This window comes from Massilia sp. CFBP9012 (assembly GCF_034045115.1).
In the GTDB taxonomy this organism is placed as follows: domain Bacteria; phylum Pseudomonadota; class Gammaproteobacteria; order Burkholderiales; family Burkholderiaceae_D; genus Telluria.
Window position 1 is genome coordinate 52,366 of record NZ_JAXCWM010000001.1, and the last position, 20,950, is coordinate 73,315.

A 20,950-nucleotide genomic window follows, 5' to 3' on the forward strand; every position below is an offset into this window, starting at 1 on the left:
AGCCCGGCTAGACCACCGGCGTCGGCAACGGTTCGCCATCGAAGTGGGCCAGCAGATTGGCCACGGCCAGCCGCCCCATCGCGCGCCGCGCCTCCACGGTGAAGCTGCCGACGTGGGGTGTGAGCACCACGTTATCGAGCGCGAACAGCGCCTCCGGCACATTCGGCTCGTCCTCGAACACGTCCAGCCCGGCCGCGCCGAGCCGGCCGTCCTGCAGGGCCGCGACCAGCGCCGCCTCGTCCACCACCGAGCCGCGCGCGATGTTCACCAGCGTGCCTTCCGGCCCCAGCGCCTCGATCACGTCCGGCCCGATCATGTGCCGGGTCTCCGGGCCGCCCGGCATGCACAGCACCAGCATATCGCTTTCCTCGGCCAGCGCCAGCAGCGAGCTGCTGCGCTTTTCCGGCGCCGGCCCCGGGCTGCGCTGGTGGTAACGGATCTCCATCCCGAAGCCCTGCAAACGCTGCGCCACCGCCTGGCCGATGCGGCCGAAGCCGACGATGCCCGCCACCTTGCCTTTCAGGCTGCGCGCCTGCGTCAGCGGCGCCTTGGCCGGCCACCCGCCGCTGCGCACGTAGCGGTCCAGCAGCGGCAATCGGCGCACGGTCGACAACAGCAGGGTGACGGCGAAATCGGCCACGTCGTCGGTCAGCACGTCGGGTGTATTGGTGACGTGGATGCCCTTGTCCGCCAGCAGCGCCAGCGGCACCGCATCGACGCCCACGCCGTGCACCGACACGATCTCGAGCGCCGGCAGGCTGGCCACCAGCGCCGGCGTCACGCCGAGCGTGCCGGTGGTGAGGACGGCGCGGATGCCGCCGGCGATGCGCTGGAAATCCGGGTCTCCGGCCGCCGGAATCGCCGGCACGAAATGGCACTGGAATGCTTGTTCAACCTGTGCGCGCACCTCCGGCGACCACACGCTGCCCACTACGAGAATCTCTGGTTTCATCGGTAAATACCTGCCCTGTCGCTCAAAATGGATAAGTCGAGTATGCCAGAGGAGCAGTTCATGCGCCGGTCGCCGGCCTCTTTCCCTACGCCGCTGCCTTTCGCTCCGGCTATATCTATTCGTACAGAGTTTTACCTAGCGCAAACAGGTTTGCGATTCCAATCGTGCGCGGTTGGAGCCCGGCGGTAGTTGGCGTAGAGTCGCGTGATCGCCAATTCAACGGGATCGCCATCCATGTACGCCAGCAACTGGAACAAGCTCGGGGCCTTCGGAGACCTCGGCACGCAAGCCCTCAAGCAAATGGACCGCAGCCGCCAGGCGCGCGGCAAGATGCTGGATCGCGCCGGTTACGGGCCGCAGCAGACGCCGTCCACCGTGATCCTCGAACAGCCCGGCCTCAAGCTCCACCGATTCCAGGACGCCCCCGGCGGCGGCCCGGCGGTGCTGCTGGTGCCGGCGCCGATCAAGCGCGCCTATATCTGGGACCTCGCGCCCGACATCAGCGTGGTGCAGCGCTGGAGCGAACGTGGCTACCGGGTTTACCTGGCCGAATGGCTGCCGATGCCCGACGGCGACGGCGACGTCGGCCTGGACGACTATGGCGACCGCATGCTGTCGGCCTGCCAGCGCGCCATCATGGAAGACAGCGGACAAGAACAATTGACGATCGTCGGTCACTCGCTGGGTGGCATCCTGGCCGCCATCTACAGCTGCACCCATCCCGAGCGCGTTGCCGCGACCATCCTGCTCGAGTCGCCGCTGCACTTCGAGCAGGCCAGCTGCTGCTTCTCGCCGCTGGTCAACGCCACGCCGCACGCGCGCGGCATCGCCGATGCCTTCCGCCACGTGCCGGGCGTCTACCTGAACATGATGAGCGCCATGGCCGAACCGCAGGCCTTCCAGTGGGAGCGCATTGCCGACCGCTGGCTGTCGCTGCTCGACCCCAAGGCGCTGGCCACCCATATGCGGGTCGAGCGCTGGACCCATGACGAATTCCCGCTGCCCGGCCGCCTGTTCACCGACATCGTCGAGTCGCTGTACCGCAACGACGAGTTCATGCAGGGCCGGCTCGACATCGGTGGCCGCACGATCGGCCCGCGCGACCTGCGCGCGCCGCTGCTGTGCGTGGTCGACTTCCGCAGCAAGGTGATTCCGCCCGAAGCCGTGCTGCCCTTCCACGACGCCGCCAGCAGCGAACGCAAGCATGTGCTCGAATACCAGGGCGACGTCGGCGTCAACCTGCAGCACGTCGGCGTGCTGGTCGGCCGCAGTGCCCACGCGGCGATCTGGCCTGCCATCTTCGAGTGGCTCGGCTCGCCCGCGCTGGCGAATGCATCGAACGATGGCGGCATGCGGGCGCTGCCGGCGGTCGCGGTCAGCGCCGGAACCGACACCAAGGCTTTCCCGGCAGCGGACTAAGTACTCAACCGGAAATAAATGTGAATTTTGGCAAACAAAACCGGATGCGGTGCAAGGCGGCGACTGCGCCGCAGTGCGAGCACTGCGAGCAGGAGCCAACGCAGCAACGCGCCGGTTCTGGCAGCCAAAAACACATTTATTTACGGGTGAGTACTTAGTACCCGGGTACGGGCGCGGCGTCGTGCCGCGTCCGTGCATTGCACATTCCTCCGGGCCCCCGCCGAACCAAACTGTATTTATCTTTATAGCAATTCAATCGCGCGCCATCTGCTCTGCAGGCTGGATAACATCCAGTACCGAAAAGCGGGTGAGCGAGAGTGTATTTATAGGCTCCCCATGTGCAACCAAGCGCGACGCGGCCCTCGGCCGGCGCCGCGCCCAACCGATCACGACATGGATGCCATAGAAGCGCAACGCACTATCTCAGCCCCTCACGACACCCGCCCCCGTCCCACCATCGGCCTGCGCGAAGCAGTGGCCGTCATCGTCGGCGTCGTGATCGGCGCAGGCATCTTCAAGGCCCCGTCCCTGGTCGCCAGCATGAGCGGCGGGGCTACGGCCATGTTCACCCTGTGGATCATGGGCGGCGTGGTCTCGCTCATCGGCGCCCTGTGCTACGCCGAGCTGACCACCTCGTATCCGCATGCCGGCGGCGACTACCACTACCTGCACCGCGCCTATGGTCGCTCGGTCGCCTTCCTGTTCGGCTGGGCGCGCTTCTCGGTGATCACCACCGGCTCGATCGCGCTGCTGGGCTTCGTCTTCGGCGACTACATGCAGCAGGCGATTCCGCTGACCATGCTGCCGGAAGGCTGGGGCAGCACAACGTACGCCGTCGCCGTGATCGCCGGCCTGTCGGCGCTCAACCTGCGCGGAATTCGCACCGGCACCGGCACCCAGACCTTCCTGACGGTCGCGGAAATCCTCGGTCTGCTGCTCATCGTCGGCGCCGCCGCGCTGTTCACCGATCCGGCGCCCGCCGCGACCGCCGCGGCGACGGCCGCCGCCGGCGCATCCGGCGCGACCACCGCCGCCCTCGGGATGGCGATGGTCTTCGTCCTGCTCACATACGGCGGCTGGAACGAAGCCGCCTACATCAGCGCCGAGATGCGCGGCGGTCCGCGCGACATGGTCAAGGCGCAGACCATGGGCATCGTCATCATCACCGTGCTCTACCTGATGGTGACCTGGGCCTACTGGAAGGTGCTCGGCATGGACGGCATGGCCGCCTCCGAGGCGGTCGCGGCCGACGTCATGAAGGCTGCCTTCGGCCCGGCCGGCGAAAAAATCATCTCGGTGCTGGTGGCGATCTCGGCGCTTACATCGATCAACGCCACCATGATCGTCGGCGCCCGCACCAGCTACGCCATGGGCCTCGACTGGAAAAAGCTGGGCCGCCTGGCCGAGTGGGACAGCGAGCGCGGCACGCCGACGGTCGCCATGACGGTGCAATGCGTGGCCGCCCTGGCCCTGGTCGCGACCGGCGCCGCGCTGGGCGGCGGCTTCAAGTCCATGGTCGAATTCACGGCGCCCGTATTCTGGCTGTTCTTCCTGCTCACCGGTATCTCGCTGTTCGTGCTGCGCCGACGTGAGCCGCATGTGCCGCGGCCGTTCAAGGTGCCGCTGTATCCGGTGCTGCCGCTGCTGTTCTGCGCCAGCTGCGCCTATATGCTGTGGTCGAGCCTGTCGTACGTGTACAGCCAGCAGCTCGGCGGCCTGAACGCCGCCTGGATCGGCGTCGCCGTGCTGGCCATCGGCGTCGTGCTGTTGCTGCTGCTGCGCTCGAAGAGCGACCAATAAATGCTGATTGTTTTATCCCCCAAGTCCAAACCTGACCAAGGAGCTGTGCAGATGAACCCGCAACCTCGCCGCCGTACCCTGCTGCTGTCCACCGTTGCCGCCACCGGCCTGATGATGTTCCCGTTCGGCCGCGCGCTGGCCCAGGCCACTGCCGCCACGCCGCGCCTCGACGTGCCTTACGTGCCGACCCCGCAAGAGGTGGTCGACAAGATGCTCGACCTGGCCAAGGTCGGCAAGAACGATACCCTGTTCGACCTGGGCTGCGGCGATGGCCGCATCGTCGTCACCGCCGCCAAGGAACGCGGCGCGCGCGGCACCGGCATCGACATCGATCCGACCCGCATCGCGGAAGCCAAGGAGAACGCCAAGAAGGCCGGCGTGTCCGACCGCGCCCAGTTCCGTGTCGGCGATCTGTTCAAGACCGATTTCTCGACGGCCACCGTGGTGACCCTGTACCTGCTGCCGACGATTAATGCCAAGCTGCGTCCGCAACTGTGGAAGCAGCTCAAGGTGGGCACGCGCGTGGTGTCGCATGCCTTTGACATGGGGTCGGAATGGCCGGCGGAGAAGACGGTCGAGGTGGATGGCCGGACGATTTATTACTGGACCATTACTGAAGCGAACAAGAAAGAAGTGGCTTGATTTAACAGCAGACACGAGCCCCAAACGGGGCTCGGACTGCAAGATTAGTCATGCTGTAGTCAGCGCTGATTGTCTGCTCATTTTGTGACTTTGAGGGTCACAGTTCGCGACCGTGGATTTTCAGCCTCTTCCACACGCTCACGGAATTCGACTCCTGCTGCTGCTGCCGCTTCAGGATAGACGGCAACCCGGTCGCCGATCTCGTCGCCAATGATGGCATAAGGATCGTCAACTTCTATCTTGCAGTCTTTCTCCACATCATCTGGCCAAACAGGAATTTTGCTGGTCCGCATTGCAAAGATACGAAGCACGCTAATAAAAGCGCAGAGCGGCCAAGTCACCACGCATAACAAAAGTGGAACCGAGGCGAAATTTGCGAATACTCGCTCGGTCCCAACGCGAATGCTCTCCCTCCGTCCATCCAGCGGCATACAGAACTGAACCTGGCTTGACACTGCCTCCGGTCCCTCTTCCATGTAACGCCTGATGAATTCCCAATGTGATCGAATAAAGTCGAACTTCGATGGGCCGCTCAACCCGGGGTCGATATCGTTCGAATTCAAAGGCCCTGTGTAACTCAGGGCAAACGTGCTTCTTATAGTCGAGGTATTGGGCTCAAGGATATGCCCGCGGACCTCCCATTCATGCAACCCCTTCATGTGACCTAATGTGAAATAAATCTCGTCCCACGATGTCGTACTTACTGTTCCATCCGTATGAAAAACGTGAACAAGCCGCTTTTTTCGATTAAATCGGATTGGATAATGTGTAAAAGAAAAGCAATCTTTACGCAGAATCCATAACCCAGCAAGAATCGTTGGAACCGTAAGCACTGCTGTTATTGACAGGATCTCGATATCGTAGGGCCGCAGGCGCCACCCGTCGGCCTCGGCGACCGCCATAGATATCATAGCAAGCATAAACCACAACGGTATCGAAGTTGCCGGAAGCAAAAACAACAAAAGACTTCCACGCCAACCGTACCACTTATCAACAGACTCAAGGAATGTTGAATTCATCTTTATTACGCAAAGTTGAAAATGGGGCTCAACATTCAATCGCTGCTTTTGCATCAGCCGGTGCTTTACTTCTTTTTCACTCAAGGGTCGATTGACTTTGTATTTTGGAAATAGTCCGAAATAATTCATTTATACCCTCATTTAAATGCCTGGACAAACTGCTCTTGCTCAACCTTCATATCCGGATAACGCTGATTCGTGAGCGCTCCCCATGGGCACCGCTCCAGCCAGTCCTGCAACGCGTCATCTTTCATAAATTCAATTACTATTCCAACGACCACTAACAAGGCCACGAGTATGAGAATTACGGGGAAAGTCGCCCCGAAAAACATTGCAATAGCCAAACCTATACCCAATATTCCTGATGTCAAATAGGCAGCAACAAGTAACCCATTACCACCTTCTTTGCGTGTTTCGAACGCTTTCGATATATCGAGCACCGCAAGGATTAGACCTGCCACTGCCCCGACGGCTCTTCCAATATGCGTCAGGGCCTTCGCCGATAACGATATGAATATCCGCCCAAACCGAAGTCCTTGCCGCGCCCGCGACTCCAGTGCCTTTCCTATAATTTCACATGTAGTTCCTACTAGACCGCTTATGCCCGCTATCCGTCGCCAACGAGCATCGCGCTTTTCATTCGCAAGGCTGGCCTCTTCATCTTCATACACTTTCGTCAAGCAAACAGCCTGTAGGATCGCGGTTACCACACCCCATCGAACTTTTTGATTAATGACCGATCGCCAGCGTTCTAGACGAAGGGAGTCCAGTTGCTCCACCGATCGCAGGCTCGATTTCAGCTGCGCTTCTTGTGCAGCTCGACTCATGTTACCCGCCAGACTCTCAATGGAGGCACGGTCGGCGCTTACCACCCAACGCAGCTTTCTGCTTCCTTCAACCTTCATGCCGCGGATTTGCAAGCGCTCCAGCTCAAGGCTTACCGCCGCGCGCAGCTGATTCTCGCTGATCACCGCCCCGCTTGTCCGTATCATCTGCTTTGCCAGGTACCTCACGAACTGCGAGCGCTTCCCACTAATTTCGAAGACGGTGACGGGATCTCCAGAGATGATCCCCAACATCATCAGGATTTTATGGAAACCGGGACGTCCATCCACGACTTTACCCAGAACCCGGGCCACCGGGCCTGAAATTTGTGCAATATAGAGTGCAAGTGCATTCGTGGAGTTTTCATCGAGTGCTTCCATTGCGGCCGTGTACACGGAGAACAAATTGTCCCAGGGTATTTGTCGACTATCGAGGGCAATTTTTGATGATTCCTCAATCGACTCAGCAAGTGCGGCCTGGTTAAAGATAGATGCCCTTAAAAGAACGTTCTTCTTATCTTGAAAGTCCCCTTGGAGGAGTTCTGCATATAATCTATCGCAGCAGGCTTTATCCTGTGTCCCAGCAAGACAACTGGTCACCACATTGGTATAGGCAACTCCGCATAGGGCGTTAGAAGGATCATAATTAAATTCAAAATAATCCGTGAATGCGGCACTTTTGAACCATGCCACATGGCGTAGAGCCAACGGCGCGATGGATTGCTCATCGAATGCCTTGAGCTTTGCATCGAATCCTACCTTCCATTTCTGCCGTGCGGCGTCATCGAACTTTCTGTCATATTTCGACCACGCCGACGCTGTAGCGCGATCAAGCTCACCCGCCGTCACCTCTCGCACCTTCGAGGTCTTGTCACGCGTTGACTCGGACAGTACGTGCCCCAAAGGGTTTATCGCCTCCATTTTCGATGCCGCTGCCCTTGCCGCCGCGATCTCTTCCGTCTCGGCCCTGCCTATGATCGAACTTTTTATCTGATCAATCCCCGCGCTCGCAGCGAGATTTCTCTGGTTGGTGGGATTCTCCGCGATGAACGCCTCGAGCAGATGCGTCATCAAGAATGCAATCTCCTGCACTATGCCGGCGGGGTCAGGCACAGTGACAATCAATCCTTTTCCCGCCTGGATCTCCTCAAACTTCGTTACCAGCTCCTCGCCGCCACCGAAATTCGCACAATATCGGAATGGACTCGCATCGATCATCGGCTTGATACGCGGCGATGGCAGCGAATACTCCGCTACAACCGCTTCCACCTGGCGGATCGACGTATGCGGCACGCTCGTCCCCGCCATGGCGCTGCGGACATCCACCTCCACCATATGACGCCTGCGAACCTGCCGGTCCTCGTTAGCCTTGCGCACCTTTTCGGTCCACAGAGTGTCGCTGAACCCGATCCATACCGAGGTAGCATTGCGTGGATCGGAAATCGTGATACATCCCGCAGCTTCGCGATGGCCATCGATCGTGCAATTAAAAGGTCCAGTTGGAGTGAGCAGCGGCGCGAGAATCGACGTCAGCGAAAGCTTGTAGAGAAGCGCCTCCGGTGTCACGAAGTAGCAATCCCACCTCCGCCTGGCTTCGTCATACACGTTGACGTAACCGCTGCGCAACAACCGCTTGGTATAGTAGGCAGTCGTGGACGGCAATGCTATCGGCGGTCCTTTTGCAGCCGGAGCTCCTGAGCCCGAAGGCGCCACTGCATCACGCACGAGCAACAGAGGCAATCCCCGCTTGTCGCAGAACTCGCATTTCTTTGGCGCTTGCATGACAGTCTCCGGTTTGTACCTACTTGGCGCTCCGCAGAGCGCGCCAGACTTCGGGATCGATCAGTGCGAAATGGTCTGACAGATAGGAATCGTGGCAGCTTGACGCATGCCTCCTTATCGCGGCAGCGATGCAGGGCTCATCATCGAAGCTGGCGCGGCAAACAAGGGCCCGAAACGCGAACTCGGTGAGATCCTCGGCCTCCCGCAGTGCATATCGCGACCCCGCACGATCCAGCGCCTCCTCGGCTGCCTCGCTACACATATCAATCTGTGCGGCATCTCGTATACCCGCACGTTGAAGTGCACGATTCACGATCCCTATTCGCCCGATGCGTGCCCAGTCCCTGTGCGCGGGGGCTTCATTTGCACGGTTCAAGCCAGGCAGCGGCGCTGTCGATCTGATTTCACGCTCCACCCATTCGCCACCGATCCGATAGGCGATGGCCTCGACTCGCCCGAACAAGTCGCGACACTGTGCAGGCGGAAGGATGCGAAACAGCTGATGCAACACCCGAGGGTCATGCATACGTAGCCAGACAAGACCTGCGCCATAAGGGGAAGCGAGCTGCATGGCATTCCAATGGCGCGCGACTTCGTCCATGCCTATCGCCGTCTTCAGCATCACTGCCACGAGCGGTGTTCTCATTTCTGGAGCAGCGGTATCGTCACCAGCAATGAGCGTTTCCAGCTCTGGTTCGCTTGCGGATCTCAGGTCGACCAGGGCAGACATCAGGTGCGCGCTGCCTGCCAATCTTTGCGGCACCAGCGGCGCGACACGTACTCCCTTCGGCACCAGTGCCCGCATCGTGGCATCGACCACGCCGTATGCATGGCCCCTGACAAACTCATTCATATGCGTCGCCATGGCGTCGCCCAAGTCAAGAGACCGGCACGATGCCGTCTCCCGCAGAAGCGGCGCCCGCCGCACGCATTTCACATAGTTTTAGGTCCCCTGGCTGCGGTAACCTTACCTCTGAGGATGCTTTCTGCGGCCCGCCAAGTTCCTTTTTGCCGGCCTTGAATTCGACCTTACCAGGAGCATGCACCTCGATATTGCCCCCTTCCAGGCGGATGCAAGCGCCCTGGGCAGTCAGTAACACGTGCTTCTTTGGTGCCCGCACCGTCACCGACTTGGTGATACTGGCCACCGTGACAGATTTGTCGGCAACGAACCGGCTCGCTCCGGATTGACTTTGCAAGCTCAGGCGGCCACTAGCCGCATGAAACTTCATCCCCGTTTCCTGAAGCGGTCGTGCCTTGTCGTCCGCCTTGCCGTAACTGAACAGGCTGATACCGGCGACTGCCATGACAGAAATATTCCCCTGTGCGACGATGCCGACATCTCCCCCCGCCGTCAGCGCCCCCGTCTGTTCCGCCGACAGAATGACGTTCGCAGGTGTGACCGCGACGATGCCTGCTGGACTCCAGAGCTGCAACAGGGCTTCACCGTAGGCGGTCGCGCGAATCGAGTCGCCGCCATCGGAACCGGATCTCCCCGCCGCCGTGCCGGCCAATGCCTTGGAGGTCTGGCGCATCGCGGCCAGCGCCGGTAACGCATCGTGCGACGGCTCGCTCGGAAGCACCGCCTGGTGGTCACGGGCGCGCTTGGCCAAATCTTGCTGCAGCTGACAACACTGCTCGACCTGCCCCCTCGCGGCCGAACCCAACTGGTCGCGTGTGCCGTCCTGCGCGCCCGCCGCCAGCAACAGGCCGTCTCCGGCCCTGAGTGCGGCGGCATGCGCGGTCTTCAGCTCTGCGCCAGCGCCAACCGTCTCCAGTCGCTGGTTGTCGGCTCGGTGCCGCAAATAGCCGAGATTGAGCTCCGCCATGCCATCATGCGCGCGCTGATGCCGCTGCAAGCCAAGCCCAGACTGGCCCGGGCTGTCGTCGAATACCAGCTGACTGTAGGCATCCGTGCCAAGCTGGCTACCATGCATCGCCTGCGATTTAAATCCTGACAACACCGCCGGATGCGCATGTCCGCCTTCGTCGCCGGCAAACCACGGCGCCGCATTGCCGGTCGCGGCTCCGCCGCCGCAGTGCACCTGGTTATGCTGCGCATCCTTCTGCCCGCGGCCGTTGTAAAGGCTCGCAATGGCCACCGGCCGGTCGATATCCCCATCCAGGAAATCGATCAATACCTCTTGCCCGACCCTGGGAACGAAGCTGGCTCCCCAGTTGGTTCCTGCTACCGGGGCCACCACCCTCACCCAGGTGCCTGCCATGTGGTTACCCGGCGCACCCGTATGCCCTTCGGGCGAAGGGTGCTCGAGGCGGCTATGGCTGGTCGTCCCTCGCTGCCAGTGAAACTGCACCTTGATGCGATGATCCCGATCCGTATGAGCGACCGAACCCGGGGAGCCGACCACGATGGCCGTCTGCTGCCCTTGTACCGTTGGTCGTGGATGAAGCAGCTGGCCGAAGTCATCCTTGTCACTCGTACGATACGCAACGCTGGCCAGGATCGCTTCGACGCAATTGCGATACAGGGGTCGCTCGACTTTTTGGGCGCCCACGGCTTGCAGATCACGCTCGGCGAGCAATGTGCTCGCGGTAGGGCCCAGGCCGAGCAGGCCGGCGACATCGCCAAGGAACTCCGCCGGTAGATTATTGTGCATCAGGTGGACAACGCGGATTGCAAGAAAGGTTCGCGCCTCATCGCCCGGCTCGCGATCGAATACCGCATGGCCTCGCAAGGTGAAGGTTGTCCCGGGCATCAGGGTGCGCACAGTGCCGGCACAAATATGCACGACACGACGCGCCTGCAAGGCCTGCAACTGGACTTCGGCAAGGCGATTGCCCTGCGCGCGGTCCGGATACGCATACACGCCCGGCATATCGCGACTGCGAAGCGGCGGGCCATCCGCATTCCACTCGTCGGCGTTCACCGACCGCGTACGGGCGGCCCGGTAGTCCCAGGTATCCAGGTCGATCGCATTGGCACGCATTGTCGCCTCGGTGCGCCAACGATCGATGCTATCGGCCTTCATGACCGCACCAGGCCTGGTGAATTCCACGAGCCCCTGCCTGTTGCGCCTGAATACGCCGTTGTGGTCGGCGATGACCATCGTATGCTTCCCCCGCGACGCGCTGGCGGGATCGCCTTCGTGCTCGAAGTAGTAGAACAGCCCCTCCTCGAGCATGAGACGCTCGACGAACGCCAGATCGCTCTCCTGATACTGGGTAGTCAGGCTTCGTTTAGGGTAGACACCGCGCTCGATTACCTCGATCCTCCATGCAGGATCCAGTCTTCCCTTGCTCTGGTATCCCCGGAATACGGTGTCGAGAATGTCGATGACATCCATGTCCTGGAACACCCTGCTGTCGCGTCCGAGCGCCATAAAGGCTGTCCATGGCTCGACAGTCAACAGGTATCGTGCAAAACCTCCGTCCGATCCTGCCAGCTCGGCCGCTGTCACGTACCCATGAAAGGCCCGATGGCTTTCGCGCGATTCAGCGGTAAGCAATTGCAGCAGCGCTGGCTGACCGAGCAGACTCCGCAAGGATAAATGGGCGTCAGTCGACAGCGCGTCGATTCTGAACCGGAATCCGGCGCTGATTGCTTCCTCGCCACGCACGCATTCGGCCAGTAGTCCTGGGCCGGCAGGCGTATGCAGCGCGATCAGGCGGGTGCCTTGTGTGAAGCGAACGAGCGAGGAAAGCGCGGCTACCGCTGATTTCGGCATGAGTCCTCCGTGCAGCGCCCACCGACGGCGGAAAATTTCCGATGTCTACATGTGGCGCGGGAAACATCGGGGATTACACGCGACATGCGAGAGGATGCTCTTGAGAAAACTCAGGCAATCACGGACAAGCTTTTTCATCCATCAAAGGATGTTCCAAACACTATCCAGCTTCGTGGATAATCTTCGCCTATGCACAATCCGAGAATTCATCGTTACCCATGAACCAGCTCCTGGCCCTGCGCGCCTTCGTTCGCGTGATCGACACCGGTTCGTTCAGCCGCGCCTCCGATCAGCTGGCACTGCCCCGTTCTACCGTCAGTAAACTGGTCGGCGACCTCGAGGCCCATCTCGGGAACAAGCTGCTCCACCGGACGACGCGCACGGTAGCGGCGACGGCCGAGGGCGTCGAATACTACCAGCAAGCCACCCGCCTGCTCGCTGAGCTGGACGCGATGGACCACGCCATGCGCGGCCAGAAGCGCAAGCCGCGCGGCCATCTTCGGATCGATGCCCCTGCCTCGTTCGCCACTTCGCTCCTGATTCCCGCACTGCCCGCCTTCCACAGCGAATACCCGGACATCACCCTGGCGCTCGGCATCAGCGACCGCCCCGCGAACATCGTCGGCGAAGGCGTCGACTGCGTGATCCGTGCTGGGGAAGTGCATGAAATGTCGATGGTCGGCCGCAAGCTGCTCGATCTGCGCTACGGCACTTTCGCGTCACCCGCCTATCTCGAAAGGGCGGGAACGCCGCGCACACCCGCCGGCCTCGAGCAACACGTGCGCCTGGGATACTTCTTTGCAGCCACGACGAAGCCGAATCCGCTGATCTTCGAGCGCGGCGACGAGCGCTTGGACATCGAGGCCAGCGAGTTGTCCACCAACGACGGCAACGGCCTGTTGGCATTGCTGCGCGCCGGCATGGGCATCGGCCAGCACTTCACGCGGATGGTGCAACCGGCGATCGACGCCGGCGAGCTGGTGCCGATCCTGCAGGAATGGCGCCGGCCCGCCATGCCCTTCCACATCCTGTACCCGCCGAACCGGCACCAGAACGCCCGCCTCACGGTGTTCGTCGACTGGCTGATCGCTACTTTCCGCGACTAACGCCGCCCCGGCGCCAGGATGATTACTCGATAATCGCAGTCACCCGGATCTCGATCCGCATACCCGGGGCGCCCAGTTCCGCCACACCCAGCTCGGTCCAGATCGGCGCCCGATTCGGCATGTACTGGCGGAACAGCCTTGCCATCGTCGCGTTGGTCTCGGGAGGAAAGCCGCCTACGTGGTAAGAGTTCACGTGGATCACGTGCTCCCAGGTGGCGCCGGCCGCCGCCAGCACGCGTTCGACGTTCTTGAAGGCCAGCTCGATCTCATCCTCGAGCCGTTCCGGGAACTGCAGCTCGTCGGTCCAGCCGCCCTGTCCCGAGATCTCGACCCGGCTGCCGACCTTCACCGCCTGCGAGTAGCCGAGCTTCTTGTAAAACATCTCGCCGTAACCCGGGGTCACGAAGAATTCTGGTTTATCCATTTGCTTGTCCTTTCGGTTTCTGAAGTGACGTCAGCTTAGCCCTTTCCAGCGTCCGGATACAGACCGGTTCGCTGCCAATACCATCCATCCAGCTGCACAATCCCACCTAAATAGGCCAATGCAGCTGTCATACATTGACATAAATAGATGAGAATCGTTATCATTCGTAGTCGCATTTATTTGTCATAGGTAGACATGTGCTCAGCGAGCGCTGGTCCGCCACCCACTCATCGTTAAAAAACAGGAATAAAGATGGAAAAGCAGGTCAGCGCAAACGGAAGCCGTAAATTGAAGACCCTGACGGTCTGTGTGGGCCTCGCGCTCCCGTTCATCGCTCAAGCGCAGTCCAGCGAGAGCAACACCGCCGCCGGCACCACCTCGATGCCGCAAGTGCAGGTGCAGGCCCAGAAACTGGCCGACGACGTCGGTTCCTACACCATCGGCCGCACCCGCACCGCGACCCCGCTCGACATGTCGCTGCGCGATACCCCGCAATCGGTCTCGGTCATCACCCAGCAGCGTATCGAAGACCAGGGCCTGCTCACCATCACCGACGTCGTCAACAACGTCACCGGCATCTCGGTCAACCAGTATGAGACCCACCGCGGCAGCTTCACGGCGCGCGGCTTCGAAGTCACCAATTTGCAGATCGACAACATCCCGACCACTTGGGACGCCGCCTGGAGCGCCGGCGAGGTGCTGGGCAGCCTGGCCCTGTACGACCGCGTCGAAGTGGTGCGCGGCGCGACCGGCCTGATGACCGGCGCCGGTACGCCGTCGGCCGCGCTGAACCTGGTGCGCAAGCGCGCCTTCAGCAAGAAGCTGGCCGGCCGCATCGAGGCCACCGTCGGCCGCTGGGACAAGCGCCACATCATGGCCGACGTCTCGACCCCGCTGAACGAATCGGGCAGCGTGCGCGGCCGCTTCGTCGGCGAGTACGGCGAAGGCGACAGCTGGGTCAAGCACCTGGAGAACAAGGACCGCACCTTCTACGGCACGATCGAAGCCGACATCGGCCGCGACGGCACCTTCTCGGCCGGCTTCAGCCGCCAGAAGATGAGCCCGCGCGGCCCGATGTGGGGCGGCCTGCCGTACCGCTACACCGATGGCTCGGTCATCCCTGAAGACCGCTCGCTGACCACCGGCACACCATGGGCCGGCTACGACAACCAGTACGACAACTTCTTCGCCGACTACGAGCACCGCTTCGACAACGGCTGGAACCTGCGCTTCACCTATACCGACGCCACCCGCGACGGCGACTCGCGCCTGCTGTACCTGTCGGGCGTGCCGGATCGCGTGACCGGCGCCGGCATCGGCACCTTCGCAGGTTCCTACGTCATCGAGACCAAGCAAAAAGACTTCGGCATCCACGCCAGCGGCCCGTTCTCGGCCTTCGGCCGCGAGCACCAGGCAGCCATCGGCTACCTGCATGCCAAGACCGACTTCATTTCGAACAACCGCCTCGCGCAATTTGCCGGCTTGCCGGAAGGCGTGGCGCCACCGGTCGACAACTTCAACAACTGGAACCCGGCCGCTTACCCGGTCCCGACCTGGGGCGCGCAAGCGCGTTATCAAGACAGCGAAACGACCCAGCAAGGCCTGTACGGCATGGCGCGCTTCTCGCTCACCGACCGCCTCAAGGCCATCGTCGGCGCGCGCGTGACCAAGTACGAGAAAGAAGGCGGCGGCGCGTGGGAAGCCTCGTACCAGATCAAGCACTCGAACGAGATCACGCCGTACGCCGGCCTGGTGTTCGACCTGAACGACACCTATTCGCTGTACGCCAGCCACACCAGTATCTTCCAGCCGCAGAACCTGCGCGACCTGTCCAACAAGCTGCTCGACCCGATCGAGGGCAAGGCAAGCGAGGCCGGCATCAAGGGCGAGTTCTTCGACCGCCGCGTGAATGCGTCGCTGGCCGTGTTCCACCTGAAGCAGGACAAGCTGGGCCAGGCCGCCGGCCGTATCGATCGTGACGGCCCGACCGGCCCGCTGCTGGAAGAAACCTACTACCGCGCTGCGGACGGCGCCACCAGCAAGGGCATCGAACTGGACGTTTCGGGCGAGATCGTCTCTGGCCTGAACGCCAGCATCGGCTACGCGATCTTCCGCGCCAAGGATGCAACCGGCGTCGACTTCAACTCGATCTATCCACGCAAGACCCTGCGCGCCTTCGCTTCCTACCGCCTGCCAGGCGCGTGGAGCAAGCTCACCGTCGGCGGCGGCGTCAATTGGGAAGGCAGCACTTACACGATCGACGGCACCGTGGCCCCTGGCATCGACGGCCGCATCGAGCAGGATTCGTTCGCCCTGGTCAACCTGATGGCGCGCTACGATTTCACCAAGCAGCTGTCGGCCCAGCTCAACGTGAGCAACGCGACCGACGAGACCCACTTCGCGATGTTCTCGGCCTTCAACCAGCTCACCTACGGTGCGCCGCGCAACACCTCGCTGACCCTGCGTTACCGCTTCTGATATCCTGAAGCGTGATCCCCGACGGGGCGCCGCAGCAATGCGGCGCCCCGTTTCTTTTGGGCCTGCGCGCCGATTTCTCCCAGCCGGTAGAATGAGGTCCAATTGTCACATCGGGAGCAATCACATGAAACGAACCGCACTGGTCGTCGGCGTCACCGGCATCGGCGGCAACCACGTGGCACGCGAACTGCTGGCCGGGGGCTGGGATGTGGTCGGCCTGTCGCGCCGCGCGCCGCAAGACCTGCCCGCCGTGCGCCACGTGGCCGCTGACCTGCTCGATCCTGCAGCCCTGGGCGCCGCACTGGCCGACGTCGAACCGACCCACGTCTTCATCACCACCTGGATGCGTCAGGACACCGAAGCCGAGAACATCCGCGTCAATGCCGCCCTGGTGCGCAACCTGCTCGACGCACTGGCGCCCAAGAAGAGCGTGCGCCACGTCGCGCTGGTGACCGGCTTGAAGCACTACCTGGGCCCGTTCGAAGCCTACGCCAGCTCGGGCACGCTGCCCGACACCCCGCTGCGCGAGAGCCAGCCGCGCCTGCCGCTCGAGAATTTTTACTATGCGCAGGAAGACGAGGTCTATGCCGCGGCCGAACGTGACCGCTTCACCTGGACCGTGCACCGCCCGCACACCGTGATCGGCCTGGCGGTCGGCAATGCGATGAACCTGGGCACCACCCTGGCCGTGTACGCGACCATATGCAAGGAGACCGGTCGTCCGTTCCAGTTCCCGGGTTCCGCGGCGGAGTGGAATGGCCTGTCGGACGTTACCGATGCGCGCATGCTGGCCAGGCAGATGGTATGGGCCGCCGACACCGACGCCGCGCGCAACGAAGCCTTCAATATCGTCAACGGCGACGTGTTCCGCTGGAGCTGGCTGTGGCCGAAACTGGCCGCGTTCTTCGGCGTGGAGGCGGCGGGCTTCAACGGCACGATCCAGCCATTGGAGGCCGCGATGGCGAACGACCATGCGGTATGGCGCGAGATCGCCGAGCGCCACGGCCTGGCCGAGGCCGACCTGGATCGCCTGGCCTCGCCCTGGCATACCGACCTCGATCTTGGCCGGCCGCTGGAAGTGATGACCGACATGGCCAACAGCAGGCGCCGGGGCTTTACCGCTTACCAGGCCACCGACGATTCGTTCTACGACCTGTTCGCGCGCCTGCGCGCAGAGCGCCTGATTCCCTGATCGTTCAGCCGGCCGGACAGGCCGGCGACTGGCCCCCGGCCTGAGCGCGCACCGCCTGCGCGATCGTGGCCGAGAGCTTGTCCAGCGCCGCCCGGTGGCCCGCCACCAGGGCGTCGTGGCCCATTCCCACCGGTTCCTGGTACACGCTGCGGCAAGTCTGCATCTGGCCGCCAGGCTGGTTGCCATCGATCCGGCGCACGCTCCACACCACATCGAGCAGCGCGAGGCTGCCGGGGCGCGATTCGAAGCGCTGGACGTCGGCGCCGATCCGGTACAGCGTGCTGCCGTCCGGCGCCGCGCTGCGGTAGACGTCCACCCCGCCCAACCGGGCCGCGATCCCGAGCGACAGGCTGTTGCCGATCTCCTCGGCCAGCGGCCCGGCCCAGCGGTGGTGTTCCTCGAGGTCGATCGTGCCTTCGCCGGTGCTCACCACCATCTGCGGGCGGCGCAGCTGGGCCGGCACCGTCACCGGCCGCATCTCGAAGTACAGCGGCGCGGTGCTGGCCGCGGGCGGCGTGGCCGTGGCCGGGCCGCCGCTCAGGGTATAAAAGCGGTCGACCGGCGTACTGCTGCAGGCGCCCAGGACGGTGGCGAATGCAGTAGCGACCAAGGCGCGGCGAGGGAATGGGAACGACGTCATCACTTCTTCTCCTGGGGTTTGCCGCGGATGATCGACTGCGGATTGCGTTCGAGGTAGTCGGCCAGCGTATTGAGCTTGGCCATCGTGTCCGACACTTCCTGCAGCGCCTGGCGCAGGTCTGACTGCAGCGGCGAATCCTGCGCCAGCAGGTTCTCGGCGCGCGCGAACGTGCCCTTGGCGGCGGCAAGCGTGCCCGTCATCTCCGGCAGCACCTGGCCTTCGAGGCGCGCCAACGTCGCATTCGCCTGCGCCAGCGTGCGGTTCAGGTTGGCGCCGATCTCGTCGAACGGCACCTTGTCCAGCTTGTTGGCGATGCGCGCCACCTGGCTTTGCAGCTCGTCGAGCTGGCCCGGCACGGTCGGCAGCACCACCAGCTCGCCCTGCTGGCCGACCGCGGCCTTGGCCGCGTTGGGGAAGAAGTCGAGCGCCACGTACAGCTGGCCGGTGAGGATGTTCCCGTTGCGCAGCTGCGCACGCAGGCCACGGCCGACCATCATGGCCATCATGTCCTTGCCCTCGCGGCCCTGGTTCAGGGCGTTCATGAAGTCCTGGCCCAGGCGGCCCGGGTACATATCGATCGTTACCGGCATATTGAAGCGGCGGCGTTCGCGATCCCATTCGATGCCCACGCTGCGCACCTCGCCCAGCGCCACGCCGCGGAAATCGACCGGCGCGCCCGGCGCCAGGCCGCGCAGCGTCTGGTCGAAGTACAGCACCGCGCTGGTGGCCGGACCGTCCGGCGGGCGCAAAGCCGCGGCGCGGTCTTCGGCCAGGCGGTAGCGGCTGCCCGCCGGGGCCGGCGCGGCAGGCTTCTTGCCGTCGGTCGATTCGAAGGCGATGCCGCCGGTGGCCAGCGCCGCCAGCGACTGGGTATTGAGCTTCAGGCCGCTCGCGTCCAGGCGCAGGTCGACGCCGCTGGCGTGGTACCAGCGCGTGTCCATGCCAACGAAGCCGATATACGGATCCTCGACGAACACCGACATGTCGATGCCCTGGCCGGCCTTGTCCAGTTCGACCTTGGCCACCTGGCCGACGCGCACGCGCCGGAAATAGACCGGCGAGCCGGGCGCCACCGAGCCCAGGCTGTCGGCGTGCAGCAGGTACTCGCGGCCCTTCAGGCCGATCGGGATCGGCGGCGCCGTCTCCAGTCCGGTGAAGGCATCGCTGGAATCCTCCGAGGCGCCCGGCGCGGCGCCGATATACGGGCCGGACAGCAGCGTGCCGAGCCCCGACACGCCGCTGGCGCCGATCTGGGGGCGCACCACCCAGAAGCGCGAATCCTTGGCCGTGAAGCGGCCGGCCTCCTTGACCATCTCGATCTTGGCCACTACCCGGTTGCCGTCCTCGGCCAGCGTCACCGACACCACACGGCCGATGTCGACGTCCTTGTACTTGACCCGGGTCGTGTTCGCCTCCAGGCCTTCGCCGGTGGCAAAATACACGTACACCGTGGGTCCCTTGTTGGTTACCCACTGGGCCACCTGCCAGGCGCCGATGACGGCAGCCAGTAGCGGGATCAGCCAGATCAGCGACGGCAGCCAGCGGCTCGGGCGGTCGACGTCGGGCGAGGCGGGCCCCTGCGGCGGTCGTGCGCCGTCCGGTTCAGACATGTCGTTCTCCATTCGATTCAATAGGGTCCCAGATCAGGCGCGGGTCGAACTGGTGCGAGGCGACCATGGTCAGGATCACCACGCAGCCGAAAGCGATCGCGCCGGGGCCGGCGGTAATCGTGGCCAGCGCGTCGAAGCGCACCAGGGCCACGGTCAGCGCGACCACGAATATGTCGAGCATCGACCAGCGGCCGACGAATTCCACCACCCGGTAGGCGCGGGTGCGCGCCAGCGGCGCGGCGCGCGAGCGCAGCTGGGCGGTGGCGTTGAGCCAGGCCAGCGCCACCAGCTTCGATACCGGCACCACCACGCTGGCGACGAAGATGATGATGGCCAGCCCGGGCGAGCCGGTGTTCCAGAACAACACCACCCCGCTCATGATCGTATCGCCCTCGGCGCCGCCGCCGATCATGCGGGAGTACATCACGGGCAGCATATTGGCGGGAATGTAGAGCAGCGTGGCCGCCGCCAGCATCACCCAGGTCCAGCCGATGCTGTTCGGGATCCGGCGGTGCAGCGCCGCGCCGCATCGGCGGCAGTGACAGGCGCCGTCCTTCGAGCGCTGCCAGGGGTGGCCGTTGACCAGGCCGCAGGCGCGGCACGCCAGGAGCGTGTCCGGCGCATGGGCCACGGCGACTTCCCCGGCGCCCTGCGGCGGGCGCGGCGCCAGGCGGTCGGCCAGCTCCCACAGGGCCCTGGGCTCGTAGCGCATCACGAGCGCGCACAGGATGGTGAGCACGCCGAAGGCGAACAGCCCCGGATGCGGCACGACGCGCGCCAGGCTGGTCATCTTGATGACGGTAATCAGGATGCCGATCATGAGCACCTCGGTCATGGCCCAGTGGCGTGCGCCCTGGACCACCCGCAGCACGAGGTGAAAGCCCGGAACGCGGCGGCCGCGCCGCAGGCCGATGGCGACGTACAGCAGCGCACCCAGTTCCAGGCCCGGGAAGACGATGGCGCACAGCAGCACCATGGCCGCGACCACCTGCATCTGCGCGTCCCACAGCACGCCCACCGCCTGCAGCAGGGTCGCGCCGGTCGCCATGCCGCCCAGTTCGAGCGTGACGATCGGGAAGCTCTGGGCCAGCAGGTAGACCAGCACGGCGCCCAGGGTCAGCGCCACCAGCGAATCGGCGCGGCGCAGCGGTCCGCCGGCATGCCAGCGATACAGCTCATGGCGGCAGCGCGTGCAACGCGCGCGCTCGCACGAGTTCAGCGGCTCCCGGTGGTACAGGCAACCGCAATCATGACAACCGATCAGATGCTCCGCGCTCAATCGCTCTCCTCGCTCTGCTACATTAATGCTTTCGCACTATGTATTATGACCGGAAGCAATTGAGCGTGTCTTTTCGATCGAATCGCGCGTGCCCGGT

At 63.3% G+C, this 20,950-nt stretch carries 15 protein-coding genes; 6 read left to right on the top strand and 9 right to left on the bottom strand.

Annotated elements, in window-relative coordinates:
- Positions 1-7 precede the first annotated feature (7 nt).
- Positions 8-952, bottom strand: coding sequence for a 2-hydroxyacid dehydrogenase (locus tag SOM61_RS00185; protein WP_320472193.1), 945 nt, complete (start codon positions 950-952; stop codon positions 8-10).
- A 234-nt stretch (positions 953-1,186) separates the two neighbouring features.
- Between SOM61_RS00185 and SOM61_RS00190 the strand changes: the two genes are divergently transcribed.
- The 3 genes from SOM61_RS00190 to SOM61_RS00200 all read left to right on the top strand — a co-directional run bounded on the left by SOM61_RS00190 (position 1,187) and on the right by SOM61_RS00200 (position 4,813).
- Entirely contained in the window at positions 1,187-2,371 is a 1,185-nt protein-coding gene (locus SOM61_RS00190; RefSeq protein WP_320472194.1) for an alpha/beta fold hydrolase, read from the top strand.
- Positions 2,372-2,764: 393 nt separating this feature from the next.
- Complete coding sequence (locus tag SOM61_RS00195; RefSeq protein WP_320472195.1) at positions 2,765-4,171, top strand: APC family permease; 1,407 nt, start codon at positions 2,765-2,767, stop codon at positions 4,169-4,171.
- Between the two features lie 51 nt (positions 4,172-4,222).
- Complete coding sequence (locus tag SOM61_RS00200; RefSeq protein WP_320472196.1) at positions 4,223-4,813, top strand: class I SAM-dependent methyltransferase; 591 nt, start codon at positions 4,223-4,225, stop codon at positions 4,811-4,813.
- A gap of 77 nt (positions 4,814-4,890) precedes the next feature.
- Here SOM61_RS00200 and SOM61_RS00205 read toward each other — a convergent pair whose 3' ends face one another.
- Genes SOM61_RS00205 through SOM61_RS00220 form a run of 4 tightly spaced genes read right to left on the bottom strand, consistent with a single transcriptional unit; the run spans position 4,891 to position 12,124 of the window.
- Positions 4,891-5,961, bottom strand: coding sequence for a DUF6708 domain-containing protein (locus SOM61_RS00205; protein WP_320472197.1), 1,071 nt, complete (start codon positions 5,959-5,961; stop codon positions 4,891-4,893).
- An 8-nt stretch (positions 5,962-5,969) separates the two neighbouring features.
- A complete protein-coding gene (locus SOM61_RS00210; protein ID WP_320472198.1) occupies positions 5,970-8,438 on the bottom strand; it encodes a T6SS effector BTH_I2691 family protein in 2,469 nt (822 codons plus the stop codon).
- A gap of 19 nt (positions 8,439-8,457) precedes the next feature.
- The gene (locus SOM61_RS00215) at positions 8,458-9,291 is read right to left on the bottom strand and encodes a DUF4123 domain-containing protein (protein WP_320472199.1); all 834 of its coding nucleotides are present in this window, start codon (positions 9,289-9,291) and stop codon (positions 8,458-8,460) included.
- 25 nt (positions 9,292-9,316) lie between these two features.
- On the bottom strand, positions 9,317-12,124 hold the full coding sequence (locus tag SOM61_RS00220; protein WP_320472200.1) for a type VI secretion system Vgr family protein: 2,808 nt from the start codon (positions 12,122-12,124) through the stop codon (positions 9,317-9,319).
- A 218-nt stretch (positions 12,125-12,342) separates the two neighbouring features.
- Between SOM61_RS00220 and SOM61_RS00225 the strand changes: the two genes are divergently transcribed.
- Complete coding sequence (locus tag SOM61_RS00225) at positions 12,343-13,230, top strand: LysR family transcriptional regulator (protein WP_320472201.1); 888 nt, start codon at positions 12,343-12,345, stop codon at positions 13,228-13,230.
- 22 nt (positions 13,231-13,252) lie between these two features.
- On the opposite strand, the gene SOM61_RS00230 is transcribed toward SOM61_RS00225, so the two are convergent.
- Positions 13,253-13,654 (bottom strand): RidA family protein, encoded by a 402-nt coding sequence (locus SOM61_RS00230; RefSeq protein WP_320472202.1) that lies wholly within the window; start codon positions 13,652-13,654, stop codon positions 13,253-13,255.
- A 252-nt stretch (positions 13,655-13,906) separates the two neighbouring features.
- Between SOM61_RS00230 and SOM61_RS00235 the strand changes: the two genes are divergently transcribed.
- Positions 13,907-16,132 (top strand): TonB-dependent siderophore receptor, encoded by a 2,226-nt coding sequence (locus tag SOM61_RS00235; RefSeq protein ID WP_320472203.1) that lies wholly within the window; start codon positions 13,907-13,909, stop codon positions 16,130-16,132.
- Between the two features lie 124 nt (positions 16,133-16,256).
- Positions 16,257-17,324 carry an SDR family oxidoreductase gene (locus SOM61_RS00240; RefSeq protein ID WP_320472204.1) on the top strand — a complete coding sequence of 356 codons (1,068 nt, stop codon included), beginning with the start codon at positions 16,257-16,259 and terminating at the stop codon, positions 17,322-17,324.
- A gap of 4 nt (positions 17,325-17,328) precedes the next feature.
- Here the strand turns inward: SOM61_RS00240 and SOM61_RS00245 are convergent, their stop codons facing one another.
- The 3 genes from SOM61_RS00245 to SOM61_RS00255 are packed head-to-tail and all read right to left on the bottom strand — an operon-like array spanning position 17,329 to position 20,853.
- Entirely contained in the window at positions 17,329-17,964 is a 636-nt protein-coding gene (locus tag SOM61_RS00245) for a PqiC family protein (RefSeq protein WP_320472205.1), read from the bottom strand.
- Complete coding sequence (locus SOM61_RS00250; protein ID WP_320472206.1) at positions 17,964-19,574, bottom strand: PqiB family protein; 1,611 nt, start codon at positions 19,572-19,574, stop codon at positions 17,964-17,966. The genes SOM61_RS00245 and SOM61_RS00250 overlap by 1 nt, the downstream gene beginning before the upstream one ends.
- Positions 19,567-20,853 carry a paraquat-inducible protein A gene (locus SOM61_RS00255; protein WP_320472207.1) on the bottom strand — a complete coding sequence of 429 codons (1,287 nt, stop codon included), beginning with the start codon at positions 20,851-20,853 and terminating at the stop codon, positions 19,567-19,569. The genes SOM61_RS00250 and SOM61_RS00255 overlap by 8 nt, the downstream gene beginning before the upstream one ends.
- Positions 20,854-20,950 lie beyond the last annotated feature (97 nt).

What these genes read in the sequence shown, in the direction of transcription:
- SOM61_RS00185 (WP_320472193.1), bottom strand. Translation starts at nt 952, where the DNA reads ATGAAACCAGAGATTCTCGTAGTGGGCAGCGTGTGGTCGCCGGAGGTG.
- SOM61_RS00190 (WP_320472194.1), top strand. Translation starts at nt 1,187, where the DNA reads ATGTACGCCAGCAACTGGAACAAGCTCGGGGCCTTCGGAGACCTCGGC.
- SOM61_RS00195 (WP_320472195.1), top strand. Translation starts at nt 2,765, where the DNA reads ATGGATGCCATAGAAGCGCAACGCACTATCTCAGCCCCTCACGACACC.
- SOM61_RS00200 (WP_320472196.1), top strand. Translation starts at nt 4,223, where the DNA reads ATGAACCCGCAACCTCGCCGCCGTACCCTGCTGCTGTCCACCGTTGCC.
- SOM61_RS00205 (WP_320472197.1), bottom strand. Translation starts at nt 5,961, where the DNA reads ATGAATTATTTCGGACTATTTCCAAAATACAAAGTCAATCGACCCTTG.
- SOM61_RS00210 (WP_320472198.1), bottom strand. Translation starts at nt 8,438, where the DNA reads ATGCAAGCGCCAAAGAAATGCGAGTTCTGCGACAAGCGGGGATTGCCT.
- SOM61_RS00215 (WP_320472199.1), bottom strand. Translation starts at nt 9,291, where the DNA reads ATGAATGAGTTTGTCAGGGGCCATGCATACGGCGTGGTCGATGCCACG.
- SOM61_RS00220 (WP_320472200.1), bottom strand. Translation starts at nt 12,124, where the DNA reads ATGCCGAAATCAGCGGTAGCCGCGCTTTCCTCGCTCGTTCGCTTCACA.
- SOM61_RS00225 (WP_320472201.1), top strand. Translation starts at nt 12,343, where the DNA reads ATGAACCAGCTCCTGGCCCTGCGCGCCTTCGTTCGCGTGATCGACACC.
- SOM61_RS00230 (WP_320472202.1), bottom strand. Translation starts at nt 13,654, where the DNA reads ATGGATAAACCAGAATTCTTCGTGACCCCGGGTTACGGCGAGATGTTT.
- SOM61_RS00235 (WP_320472203.1), top strand. Translation starts at nt 13,907, where the DNA reads ATGGAAAAGCAGGTCAGCGCAAACGGAAGCCGTAAATTGAAGACCCTG.
- SOM61_RS00240 (WP_320472204.1), top strand. Translation starts at nt 16,257, where the DNA reads ATGAAACGAACCGCACTGGTCGTCGGCGTCACCGGCATCGGCGGCAAC.
- SOM61_RS00245 (WP_320472205.1), bottom strand. Translation starts at nt 17,964, where the DNA reads ATGACGTCGTTCCCATTCCCTCGCCGCGCCTTGGTCGCTACTGCATTC.
- SOM61_RS00250 (WP_320472206.1), bottom strand. Translation starts at nt 19,574, where the DNA reads ATGTCTGAACCGGACGGCGCACGACCGCCGCAGGGGCCCGCCTCGCCC.